This window comes from Variovorax sp. P1_H2 (genome assembly GCF_056405295.1).
Genome location: NZ_JBFUCJ010000162.1, coordinates 1 through 11490, shown reverse-complemented (window position 1 = coordinate 11490; position 11490 = coordinate 1). Strand labels below are relative to the sequence as shown.

Here is an 11490-nt window from a genome sequence, read left to right as displayed (position 1 = left end):
CTTGGCCGCGGCACCGGCAGCCACGGCGCCGAGCACGTCGCCCTTGGTCACGCGGCCGTCGCGGCCGGTGCCGGCGACGTCGCCGGTGCTCAGCTTGTTGTCGGCCAGCAGCTTGGCTGCGGCCGGCATCGCGACGTCGGACTTCGAGCCGCCGGCTGCGGCGGCTGCGGCTGCCGGTGCTGCCGCCGGCGCCGCGGCCGGAGCCGCTGCGGGCGCGGCCGCGCCGGCCTTGCCTTCGGTGTCGATCCTGGCGATCAGCTGATCGGCGACGACGGTGGCGCCATCGCCCTGGACGATTTCGGCCAGCACGCCGGCGGCCGGCGCCGGCACCTCGAGCACGACCTTGTCGGTCTCGATCTCGATCAGGATTTCATCGATGGCGACGGCGTCGCCGGCTTTCTTCTTCCACTGCAGCATGGTGGCTTCGGCCACGGACTCGGACAGCTGGGGGACTTTGACTTCTACGATGGACATTTTTGAATCTGCTCGCTTCGTGTTTCTTGTGGAGATGGATCAGGTCGATCCTGTTACTTGGTCAGCACGAAGCCTTTGAGCTTGCCGAACGCGCCGTCGACCAGCGCCTTCTGCTGTTCCTGGTGGAGGTGCGAGTAGCCGACCGCCGGCGATGCCGAAGCGGCACGGCCGGAGTAGCCGAGCTTCTGGCCTTCCTGCATGTTTTCGTGGATGTAGTGCTGCACGAAGAACCAGGCACCCTGGTTCTGCGGCTCGTCCTGCGACCAGACGACGTCGACCAGGTTCGGGTACTTCTTGAGTTCGGCGGCGAAGGCCTTGTGCGGGAACGGATAGAGCTGCTCGACGCGGATGATCGCCACGTCGTCGCTGTCCCGCTCCTCGCGCTTCTTCGCCAGGTCGTAGTAGACCTTGCCGGAGCAGGCAATGACGCGCTTGACCTTCTCGGCCTTCAGTTCCTTGTTGTCCGGAATGACGGTCTGGAAGGCGCCCTTGGTGAACTCGGACAGCGGTGAGGTCGCGTCCTTGTTCCGCAGCAGCGACTTCGGCGTCATGATGATCAGCGGCTTGCGCAGGTTGCGGACCATCTGGCGGCGCAGCACATGGAAGATCTGGCTGGCCGTCGTCGGCTGCACCACTTGCATGTTGGTGTCGGCCGCGAGCTGCATGAAGCGCTCGAGACGCGCCGAGCTGTGCTCCGGGCCCTGGCCTTCGTAGCCGTGCGGCAGCATCAGCGTGATGCCGTTGACGCGGCCCCACTTGACCTCGCCCGAGGCGATGAACTGGTCGATCACGACCTGCGCGCCGTTGACGAAGTCGCCGAACTGGGCTTCCCAGATCACCAGCGTGTTCGGGTCGTTCGATGCGTAGCCGTATTCGAAGGCCAGCACGGCTTCTTCCGAGAGGATCGAGTCGATGACGACGAACGGCGCCTGGTTGTCGGCCACGTTCTGCAGCGGCACGTAGGTGCCTTCGTCRAACTTCTCGCGGTTCTGGTCGTGCAGCACCGCGTGGCGGTGCGTGAAGGTGCCGCGGCCGCTGTCCTCGCCGGACAGGCGCACCGGATAGCCGCTGGCCACCAACGAGGCGAAGGCCATGTGCTCGCCCATGCCCCAGTCGACATTGACGTCGCCGCGGCCCATCGCGGCACGGTCGTCGAGCACCTTCTTGACCAGCGGATGCACCGTGAAGCCCCCAGGAGCCCTGGTGATGCGCTCGGCCAGCCGCTTCCATTCGGCGGTCGGGATCGCGGTGTCGCCGGCGTCGGTCCACTTCTTGTTGAGGAAGGGGCTCCAGTCGACCGCGTACTTGCTCTTGAAGTTGGTCAGCACCGGGTTGGAGGTGTTCTTGCCAGCATCGAAGGCCGCGCGCTGCGCCTTGACCAGGTCGTCGCCGAGCGTGGCGCCGAGGCCCTGGGCACCCAGCTTGTCGGCATACAGCCTGCGCGTGCCGGGATGCTGGGCGATCTTCTTGTACATCAGCGGCTGCGTGAGCGCGGGCGTGTCCTGCTCGTTGTGGCCGAGCTTGCGGAAGCAGACGATGTCGACCACCACGTCCTTCTGGAACTCCATGCGGAACTCGAGGGCGAATTGCGTGGCGAGCACCACGGCCTCGGGGTCGTCGCCGTTCACGTGCAGCACCGGCGCCTCGATCATCTTGACGATGTCGGTGCAATAGAGCGTCGAGCGGCTGTCGCGCGGGTCGCTGGTGGTGAAGCCGATCTGGTTGTTGATCACGATGTGAACCGTGCCGCCGGTGGAGTAGCCGCGCGTTTCGGCCAGCGCCAGCGTTTCCATCACGACGCCCTGCCCTGCGAAGGCGGCGTCGCCGTGCACGATCACCGGCAGCACCTGCTTGCCGAGCGGGTCGGCGCGGCGGTCCATGCGGGCGCGCACCGAGCCCTCGACCACCGGGTTCACGATCTCGAGGTGCGAGGGATTGAAGGCCAGGCTCAGGTGGACCGGGCCGCCGGCCGTGGTCACGTCCGAGCTGAAGCCCTGGTGGTACTTGACGTCGCCGCTGGGCAAGTCTTCGGGGGCGGTGTGGTCGAATTCGGCGAACAGGTCGGCCGGCAGCTTGCCGAGCGAATTGACCAGCACGTTGAGGCGGCCGCGGTGGGCCATGCCGATCACGATTTCCTGCACGCCCGCGATGCCGGCCTGGTTGATCAGCTCGTCCATCGCGACGATGAAGCTTTCGCCGCCTTCGAGCGAGAAGCGCTTCTGGCCGACGTACTTGGTGTGCAGGAAGCGCTCGAGGCCCTCGGCGGCGGTGAGCCGCTCGAGCACGCGCTTCTTCTGGTCGGCCGAGAGCTTCGGATTGGTGCGGGCGCTTTCGAGCTTCTGCTGCCACCAGCGCTTCTGGCTCTGGTCGGTCATGTACATGTACTCGACGCCGATGGTGCCGCAGTAGGTCTCGCGCAGCGCATTCAGCAAATCGCGCAGCGACATCGTCTCCTTGCCGAAGAAGGTGTTGCTGGTGTTGAACACAGTCTCGAGGTCGGCGTCGGCGAAGCCGTAGAACGACGGCTCGAGCTCGGGGATCGCCGGGCGCTCGGCGCGCTTGAGCGGGTCGAGGTCGGCCCAGCGGGCGCCGACGTTGCGGTAGGCGGCGATCAGCTGCTGGACGGCAGTGCGCTTGCGGCCGAGCTCGGAGTCGGCGCCACTGGCCACCACCACCCTGGTGGTGCCCTGCTTGGCGCGCTCGGCGAAGGCGTTGACCACCGGCAGGTGGGGCACGTCCTTGGCGTTGCTGCCGTCGGTGGCAGGCACGTTCTGGAGCGCGTCGAAGTACGCACGCCAGTTGTCGGGCACGCTGCCGGGATTGGAGAGGTAGTTTTCGTACATCTCTTCGACATAGGGCGCATTGCCGCCGAAGAGGTAGGTGTTGCCTTGGTAGGCGCTGTAGACGGACGAAGCCGTCGACGAGGAATCGCTCATATTCCGCTGACCTTCGCTTCCCTGAAGGAAGCACTAGCTGGTTAAGAAACCTTCCGCGACACGGCTGGACCGATTGGCGGATGCGACTGTGGCTGGGGAAGGGCCTGAGTACACCCAGGATTGTGCCACGCCAGGCATATGGCGGCACGCCTGCGCTTTCGCAAGCCGGAATCAGGCGCGCGACTGCCAGGTCGGCAACCTGCTTAGTGATTGCCCCTTACAGCGACAGGGCCGCCCGGGGTCAAAGCGCCTGCCGCTCTTTCGAAGCGGCGATGACGGCTCAGCGAATCGTCGACAAGCGGCCCAAGGACGTGCCGCGAGCCGGCGTGGCCGAGCATTCCTTCACCAGTTCGGCCGAGCGCGTCGACTGGTCCGCCATCCKCTCGTTCAGCAGCTTCGAGTTCCGGCACAGCGGCATCACCAGCAGCCAGGCGACCGCCATCACCGCGGTGCCGACGCCGATGCCTATCCAGAGCCAGAGCGCGATTTCCATCATTGACCTCCTCGTTGCGTTGTGACGCGAGTCTGCAAGTTTGGTCGCGTCAAGGACATAGGCCATCCGGAGCATGCGGTGGCTTGCAGCCGGTCGGATTTCACGCTGGCGCCATGAAAATCAGGGTATCGGGGCCCAGCCCAGCGACAAGGCCGCGACGGCCCCCTCTGTTCGAAGCCCTCGGAAAGTGGCATCCTGCGCACCCTGGGGGCATCGCCCCGTCCTTGGAGGTAGGCATGGCAGCTCGTTCGATCGCGTCCCTGTCCCTGGGATTCGGTCTGGTGTCCATTCCGGTCAAGCTCTATTCCGCTACCGAGAGCAGCGGCACGGTCAGGTTCAACCTGCTCGCCAGGGACGGCTCCCGCGTCAAGCAGCAATACGTGTCGGAGAAGGATCCGACGACGGTCGTGCCGCGCGCCGAGATGGTCAAGGGCTACGAGTTCGAGAAGGACCGTTACGTGCTCTTCACCGCCGAGGAACTGAAGTCACTGGAAGAAAGCGCGAGCCACGCGATCGAGATCGTGAGCTTCATCCCCGAGCAGGCGGTCGACCCGATCTACTACGACAAGGCCTACTTTCTCACCCCGGACAAGCGCGGCGCGAAGGCCTATTCGCTGTTGCGCGCCGCGATGCGCAAGAGCGGCCGCTGCGCCCTCGCGAGATGGGCCTGGAAAGGCAAGCAGTACGTCGTGCAGGTGCGGGCAGCCGAAGATGGCCTCGTGCTGCAGCAGTTGCTCTACGCCGACGAGGTGCGATCGCTGAAGGAACTCGAGATCGAGCAGGTCGAGCCTTCGGACGCGGAGGTCCAGCTGGCGCTTCAGCTCATCGACCAGATCGCCCAGGAAAGCTACGACCCGACGCAGTACCTCGACGAGGAGAAGCAGCGCATCCTGGCCGCGATCGACGCCAAGATCGCCGGCAAGCAGGTTGTCGCCGCCGAGGAACGCGAATCCGAGCCGGGCGGCCAGATCATCGACCTCACCGAAATGCTGCGTGCCAGCCTGGCCCGCGGCGGGCAGCGCACGGCGCGCTCTCCCGCCGAGAAGGTCACGCCGCTGGCCTCGAAGGAGCGCAAGGGCGCGAAGCGGGCCAGCGCGAAGAGCCCCGAGGTCGCGGCCCCGGCGCGCACGCGATCCAGGAAGTGAACGCGCCGTCGCCGGAGGCACCGCACACGCTGCGCGGCATCCAGGACATGCTGGGCCTGTCGCGCAGCGCGGTCTCGCGGCTGATCGCCCACGGCTTCGTCAGCCCCTCGCGGGGACCGAGAAACGAATACCGCTTCTCGTTTCGCGACGTCGTCCTGCTGCGCACCGCCCACAAGCTGCAGCAGGCTCACATTCCGACCCGCAAGATCGTGCGCGCGCTGCAACGCCTCAAGGCCACGCTGCCGGCCGAATTGCCGCTCAGCGGACTGCGGATCACGGCGATCGGCAGCGAGATCGCCGTGCACGATCGCGACAGCCGATGGGAGGCGGAGTCGGGCCAGCTGCTGATGGATTTCGACGTCGCGGCGGTGCGCGGCAACGTGTCCTTCGTCGAGCGCGAACCGATCGGCGAGCCGGCCGCCCCCCTACAGGCCGGTGCCCTGTTCGCGCAGGCCGAGGCCCTCGAGGCCAGCGACCCCGGCGCAGCCGAGCGCCTCTATGCCAGGCTGCTCGAAGTCGAACCCGCGCACGCCGACGGCTATCTGAACCTCGGTGCGCTGCTGTGCGAATCGGGACGCTGCGCGGAGGCCGTGGCGCTCTACGATGCAGCCCTCGGGCACTGCCCCGATGAGGCCCTGCTGCATTTCAACCGTGCGGTGGCGCTGGAAGATCTCGCGCGCTATCGCGAAGCGCTGCTGGCCTACGACCGCTGCCTCACGATCGATCCCGCCATCGGCGACGCCCACTTCAATGCGGCAAGGCTGCACGACCACCTCGGCAACCCGAAGCAGGCCATTCGCCATTTCAGCGCCTACCGGCGCCTTCAAGGTAAATGAACACGACCGGCATTTTTTTCGCATGCGCGGAACGAGAACTTTTGCGGACATCCGCCCACGAGCTGTTGCCGGAACCCGACTCAGTGACACGTAAAGACTCGATTCAGCTTGGAACAAGCGCCGAAAGGCGCCATCCTGCCGGCAAAATCCTTCCTCCATGAAGACCATCCTCGAGACCGGGCCCGAAGCAGCGGCCGATTGGGCGACCCAACTCGCCACCGTCACGGCGAATGCCGACCTGCGCGACTGCGGGATGATCGAAGTCTCGATCGGCAGCCTGCTGCGTGTGGTGCGCGAGCAGCTCAAGCTGGAGGTGGTCTTCATCGGCGAGTTCATCAACGGCAGCCGGGTGTTCCGTCACATCTCGTCGAGAACCGAAGACGCGGTCATCAAGCCGGGCGAGTTCCACCCCCTGGACGAAACCATCTGCCAGCGCATCGTCGATGGCCGGATGCCCTCGCTGGTGCACGACGTCGCCAGCGTCCGCGCGGCGCACGGACTGCCCCTCTACTACGAAGCGCTCGGCGGCCACATCGGCGTGCCGGTCCGCTTCTCGGATGGCACGCTGTACGGCATGCTGTGCGGATTCAGCTTCGAGGCCTGCCCTCATCTCGACGAGCGCGACGTCCGGCGGCTGGAAATGGCGGCCAATGCCACGGCCCGCCTCATTGCCCAGGCCGAGGGGCGAAACGTGGAGCCGCTGCTCGCGGCGCACTGACGCCGCCGCCTCCCGCGGCCATCCACCTTATGGCGGATTCACAATCGCGCACCACTCGCCCAGACTGGCGCCAGTGAATCCCCATCGTTCCGCCGCCATCGTCTCGGTGCGCCGCAAGTCGGCGATGCTCGCGGCCGTCTCGCTGCTGCTGGCCGCACTGGCGCTCCAAGGCTATGCGATGGGCTACCCGATGGGCATGTCGATGCTCGCCGCTTCCACCGCGCAGGCCGGCATCTGCTCCTCGATGTTCAACAGCCGGCTGCTGAAGACGGTGATGGCGACCAACGTCCTGCTCTTCCTGTTGCATGCCTTCGTCATCGGCCGCTTCCTGGCCCTGGACGGCCCACCGGCGATCTTCCAGTTCGGCGACTTCGCCTCGGCCGTCCTCGGCGGCGCATCGCTCGTCTTCACGCCGGTCGAGACCATGGCGCTGATCGTCCGCGAGGCCTATCTCAAGCGCCTCCGGCGTCCGCGGCGCGACGCACCGCCCTGATGCCGCGGCCGGCGCCTGCGCGACTGCGCCGACCGGCAGGCTAGCGGATCAGGGCCTGCAGGTCCCTGAAGCGCGGATGCTCGGCCGTGCGCAACCATTCGAAGCCGACCATCTCGGTGGTCACGAGCTCGGCGCCCGCACCGGCCAGCCGGTCGAAAGCTGCATCGCGATTGCGCTCGGTCCGCGAACTGCAGGCGTCGGTCACGACCCAGACCTCGAACTCGTCCTCGAGCAGATCGAGCGCCGTCTGCAGCAGGCACACGTGGGCCTCGCAGCCGGCGATCACGACGGTGTTGCGCTGCTCGGCCGCAGCCGGCTTCTGCAGGTGCTTGGGCAGGCTGCGCGCGTTGCCCTGCGGCGCCTTCGCAGGCGCCCGCAACCACTCGCCCAGGCCCTCCTCGGCGCCGCTGAAATGCATCTTGGCGAGCGTGCGCTGGCACAGGGCGCGAATGTCGGGCAGGTTCTCGCCGAGCTTCGACGGGTTCTGCTCGGTGCCGAAGACCGGAACGTCCACCAGCCGGGCCATCTCGCCGAGCCGGACCGCGTTCTTCACGACGGCCTCGGCCTCGAAGATCGCCGGCATCAGGCGCACCTGATAGTCGACCAGAACCAGTTGGGATTGCGAAGCGTCGAGCAGCATGGAATGAGTCTTTCGGGAAATGCGGTGTGAGGCCAAACCGTACCACCGATCGGATGCGGCTCAGGCCGGCGCCGGGCCGCCCCAAGCCGGCCTGCGCCCCCTTGGGGGGCAGCGAGTACACGAAGTGACGAGCGTGGGGGCCCCTCAGTCGGGGCGCCGGGCCGCCCCGAGCCGGCCTGCGCCCCCTTGGGGGGCAGCGAGTACACGAAGTGACGCGCGTGGGGGCCCCTCAGTCGGGCAGCAAGCGGATCAGCTTGCCGTTGGATTCGTCGGTCAGAACGTACAGCAAGCCATCGGGCCCCTGCCTGACATCGCGAATGCGCGCCTTGCCGTCGTCGAGCAGCCTGTGCTCGGCCGCGACCTTGCCGTCCCTGAGTTCGATCCGGTCGAGGTAGCCGAACTTCAGCGAACCGACGAAGAGATTGCCCTTCCAGGCCGGGCCATAGCGGTCGCTGGTCAGGAAGGCCATGCCGGAGGGCGCGATCGAAGGCACCCAGTAGTGCATCGGCTGCACCATGCCTTCCTTCTGCGTGAGGCCCTCGCCGATCTTGCCGCCGCCGTAGTTCTCGCCATAGGTGATCACCGGCCAGCCATGGTTGCGGCCGGCCTCCGGGATGTTGATCTCGTCGCCGCCCTGCGGCCCGTGCTCGTGCATCCAGAGCTTGCCGTCGGGCCCCAGCGTGGCGCCCTGGCCATTGCGGTGGCCATAGCTCCAGATCTCCGGCAGCGCGCCCGCCTTGCCGACGAAGGGATTGTCTGCAGGGACCGATCCGTCCTTGCCGATGCGCACGATCTTGCCCAGGTGGTTGTCGAGCTTCTGGGCGTCTTCCTTGCGGCTGAAGCGGTCGCCCAGCGTGAGGAACAGCGTCCCGTCCTTCGCCTCGACGATGCGGCAGCCGAAATGGTTGCGGCTCGCCACCTTCGGGCGCTGGCTGAAGATCACCGCGAGATCCTCGAGCCGGCTGTCGTCAGCGGACAGCCGGGCCCGCGCCAGCGCCGTGCCGTTGGCCGCGCCACCGGCCTCGGGCTCGGAAAAACAGAAGTACAGCGTGCGGTTGCGGCCGAAGGCGGAATCGACCTGCACATCGAGCAGGCCGCCCTGTCCGCCGGCCGCGATCGGCGGCAGCCCCGCCACCGGCGCGCCGAGCTTGCCATCGGCACCGATGACCCTCAGGCGCCCCGGCCTCTCGGTCACGAGGAAGCGACCGTCCGGAAGAAAAGCCACGCCCCAGGGGTTCTCGAGGCCGAAGGCGACGACTTCGGCTCGCGGCGCGGCGTGGGCGACGCCGATGGCCGCCACGGCCGCCATCAGGAGACGGAATGCCCTCCTGCGCTTCGTCCGGTGCGGCAGTGCTTTCATGTTTTCCTTCGAAACGGTGAACCCTGGGCCATCGCCATTTCAACCCGAATTGCAAATCTTTTGCATTACATCGAGCAAAGCACTTATCAGCCATAACGGTGACTTTTACATTTGGGTATGTGAGAAAAGGAAAAAATCCTTTTCCCGACAATCGTTTACATGCAAAATCCCGAATCCGCATGAAATTGACACCCTGAGGTGTCGTCCATATCCTACGCGCCATGCGACTTTTACTCCTCACCGCCAGCCTGCTGCTCGCCTTTGCCGCACACGCCGCTCCGCAGCTGGACCGGGCCGATGACCACGCCGAAGCGCTGGTCGTCGACAAGGGACTGATGAGCCAGTTCCAGCAAGTTCGCCAGACCGTCGTCGACCGCACCTCCGATCTCGTGGTCACCGCCATTGGTTTCCTGGGCGTGCCCTACCGCCGCGGCGGCAACACGGTCGAGACTGGTTTCGACTGCAGCGGCTTCGTCCGCGCGATGTACACGCAGACGGTGGGCCATCTGTTGCCACGCCGCGCGGAGGAACAGGCCGCCGCAACCCAGAAGATCGACCGCAGCGAACTCAAGCCCGGCGACCTCGTGTTCTTCAACACCATGCGCCGCGCCTTCAGCCATGTCGGCATCTACGTCGGCGAAGGCAAGTTCATCCATTCGCCCAAGCCCGGCGCCCAGGTCYGGGTCGAGGACATGAGCGGCAGCTACTGGCAGCGCCGATTCAGCGGCGCGCGCCGCGTCACGGCGGCCCAGGACGAGATCAAGGCCTCGGGCGACTGACATCCCCGCGCCGCGCCGGCCACAAAAAATCCCGCTCCAGGCGGGATTTTTTGTGGCCGCAGCAACCGGCAGCTCAGCGCTTCACGGGCGGCAGGTCCGTGCAGTGGCCATGGACCGCCTCGGCGGCCAGGCCGATGCTCTCGCCCAGCGTCGGATGCGGATGGATGGTCTTGCCGATGTCGTAGGCATCGGCGCCCATCTCGATCGCCAGCGCGATCTCGCCGATCATGTCGCCGGCATGCGTGCCGACGATGCCGCCGCCGACGATGCGGTGCGTCTCGGCGTCGAACAGCAGCTTGGTGAAGCCTTCGTCGCGGCCGTTGGCGATCGCCCGGCCCGAAGCCGTCCAGGGGAACAGGCCCTTCTCGATCTTCACGCCCTCGGCCTTGGCCTGGTCTTCGGTCAGGCCGACCCAGGCCACCTCGGGATCGGTGTAGGCCACGCTCGGGATCACGCGCGCATTGAAGGCCGCGCTGGCGAGTTCCTTGTCGCCCTTCTGCTCGCCGGCGATCACTTCGGCCGCCACATGCGCCTCGTGCACCGCCTTGTGCTCCAGCATCGGCTGGCCGACGATGTCGCCGACCGCGAAGATGTGCGCCACGTTGGTCCGCATCTGGATGTCGACCGGGATGAAGCCGCGGTCGCTGACGTTGATGCCGGCCTTCTCGGCGCCGATCTTCTTGCCGTTCGGGCTGCGGCCCACGGCCTGCAGCACCAGGTCGTACAGTTGCGGCTCCTTGGGCGCCTGCTCGCCCTCGAAGGTCACGCGGATGCCGTCCTTGGTGGCTTCCGCCCCGACCGTCTTGGTCTTCAGCATGATGTTGTCGAAGCGCGGGGCGTTGAGCTTCTGCCAGACCTTGACCAGGTCGCGGTCGGCGCCCTGCATCAGGCCGTCGAGCATTTCGACCACGTCGAGCCGCGCGCCCAGCGTCGAATAGACCGAACCCATCTCGAGCCCGATGATGCCGCCGCCGAGGATCAGCATGCGCTTCGGTTCGATGCCGAGCTCGAGGGCGCCGGTGGAATCGACCACCCGCGGATCGTTGGGCATGAACGGCAGGTGCACGGCCTGCGAACCGGCCGCGATCACGCAATGGCGGAACTTGACCGTCTGCGACTTGCCCGTGGTAGCCTGGCCGTCGCCGCTGGTTTCCTGCACCTTGACATGGAACGGGTCGATGAATTCGCCGATGCCGCGCACCGTCGTCACCTTGCGCATCTTGGCCATCGCGGCGAGTCCGCCGGTCAGCTTGCCGACCACCTTGTTCTTGCGGCCGAGCAGCTTGGCACGGTCGATCGCGGGCTCGCCGTAGCTGACGCCCAGGTCGGCGAAGTGCTTGACCTCGTCGATCACCGCGGCGACGTGCAGCAGCGCCTTGGACGGGATGCAGCCGACGTTGAGGCAGACACCGCCGAGCGTCGCATAGCGCTCGACCAGGATCACCTTGAGGCCGAGGTCGGCCGCGCGGAAGGCGGCCGAATAGCCGCCCGGGCCGGCGCCGAGCACCAGCAGGTCGCAGTCGAGGTCGACCGCGCCGGTGTAGCTCGATGCGGCGGCCGGCGCCGGCGTCGCCGCTGCCGGAGCCTGCTTCGGGGCTGGGGCCGGGCCGGCCGCG

General features: G+C 66.8%; 11 protein-coding genes. 5 read left to right on the top strand and 6 right to left on the bottom strand.

Features of this window, described 5'->3' with window-relative positions:
* From AC1D2E_RS32610 to AC1D2E_RS32600, 3 genes are all read right to left on the bottom strand, one after another.
* Nucleotides 1-474 (bottom strand): biotin/lipoyl-containing protein (locus AC1D2E_RS32610; RefSeq protein WP_478201239.1); only part of this gene is annotated, 474 nt, incomplete at its 3' end.
* Nucleotides 475-527: 53 nt separating this feature from the next.
* Nucleotides 528-3410, bottom strand: a complete 2883-nt coding sequence (locus AC1D2E_RS32605; protein WP_478201238.1) for a 2-oxoglutarate dehydrogenase E1 component — start codon at nucleotides 3408-3410, stop codon at nucleotides 528-530.
* A gap of 280 nt (nucleotides 3411-3690) precedes the next feature.
* Nucleotides 3691-3903 (bottom strand): hypothetical protein, encoded by a 213-nt coding sequence (locus AC1D2E_RS32600; protein ID WP_478201237.1) that lies wholly within the window; start codon nucleotides 3901-3903, stop codon nucleotides 3691-3693.
* Nucleotides 3904-4139: 236 nt separating this feature from the next.
* Between AC1D2E_RS32600 and ku the strand changes: the two genes are divergently transcribed.
* The 4 genes from ku to AC1D2E_RS32580 all read left to right on the top strand — a co-directional run bounded on the left by ku (nucleotide 4140) and on the right by AC1D2E_RS32580 (nucleotide 7095).
* Entirely contained in the window at nucleotides 4140-5048 is a 909-nt protein-coding gene (gene ku / locus AC1D2E_RS32595; protein WP_478201236.1) for a non-homologous end joining protein Ku, read from the top strand.
* The gene (locus AC1D2E_RS32590; protein ID WP_478201235.1) at nucleotides 5045-5884 is read left to right on the top strand and encodes a tetratricopeptide repeat protein; all 840 of its coding nucleotides are present in this window, start codon (nucleotides 5045-5047) and stop codon (nucleotides 5882-5884) included. Before ku ends, AC1D2E_RS32590 begins: the two co-directional genes overlap by 4 nt.
* 157 nt (nucleotides 5885-6041) lie before the next feature.
* Complete coding sequence (locus AC1D2E_RS32585) at nucleotides 6042-6602, top strand: GAF domain-containing protein (protein ID WP_478201234.1); 561 nt, start codon at nucleotides 6042-6044, stop codon at nucleotides 6600-6602.
* 73 nt (nucleotides 6603-6675) lie between these two features.
* The gene (locus AC1D2E_RS32580; protein WP_478201233.1) at nucleotides 6676-7095 is read left to right on the top strand and encodes a hypothetical protein; all 420 of its coding nucleotides are present in this window, start codon (nucleotides 6676-6678) and stop codon (nucleotides 7093-7095) included.
* 40 nt (nucleotides 7096-7135) lie between these two features.
* On the opposite strand, the gene AC1D2E_RS32575 is transcribed toward AC1D2E_RS32580, so the two are convergent.
* Together AC1D2E_RS32575 and AC1D2E_RS32570 are read right to left on the bottom strand one after the other, a co-directional pair.
* Complete coding sequence (locus AC1D2E_RS32575) at nucleotides 7136-7735, bottom strand: isochorismatase family protein (RefSeq protein ID WP_478201232.1); 600 nt, start codon at nucleotides 7733-7735, stop codon at nucleotides 7136-7138.
* Between the two features lie 229 nt (nucleotides 7736-7964).
* A complete protein-coding gene (locus AC1D2E_RS32570; RefSeq protein WP_478201240.1) occupies nucleotides 7965-9044 on the bottom strand; it encodes a PQQ-dependent sugar dehydrogenase in 1080 nt (359 codons plus the stop codon).
* Between the two features lie 272 nt (nucleotides 9045-9316).
* Between AC1D2E_RS32570 and AC1D2E_RS32565 the strand changes: the two genes are divergently transcribed.
* Nucleotides 9317-9874: a C40 family peptidase gene (locus AC1D2E_RS32565; RefSeq protein ID WP_478201231.1), complete on the top strand. Its 558-nt coding sequence runs from the start codon at nucleotides 9317-9319 to the stop codon at nucleotides 9872-9874.
* 73 nt (nucleotides 9875-9947) lie between these two features.
* On the opposite strand, the gene lpdA is transcribed toward AC1D2E_RS32565, so the two are convergent.
* A partial coding sequence (gene lpdA, locus AC1D2E_RS32560; RefSeq protein ID WP_478201230.1) for a dihydrolipoyl dehydrogenase occupies nucleotides 9948-11490 on the bottom strand: 1543 nt, incomplete at its 5' end.

What these genes read in the sequence shown, in the direction of transcription:
- ku (WP_478201236.1), top strand. Translation starts at nt 4,140, where the DNA reads ATGGCAGCTCGTTCGATCGCGTCCCTGTCCCTGGGATTCGGTCTGGTG.
- AC1D2E_RS32570 (WP_478201240.1), bottom strand. Translation starts at nt 9,044, where the DNA reads ATGGCGGCCGTGGCGGCCATCGGCGTCGCCCACGCCGCGCCGCGAGCC.
- AC1D2E_RS32575 (WP_478201232.1), bottom strand. Translation starts at nt 7,735, where the DNA reads ATGCTGCTCGACGCTTCGCAATCCCAACTGGTTCTGGTCGACTATCAG.
- AC1D2E_RS32585 (WP_478201234.1), top strand. Translation starts at nt 6,042, where the DNA reads ATGAAGACCATCCTCGAGACCGGGCCCGAAGCAGCGGCCGATTGGGCG.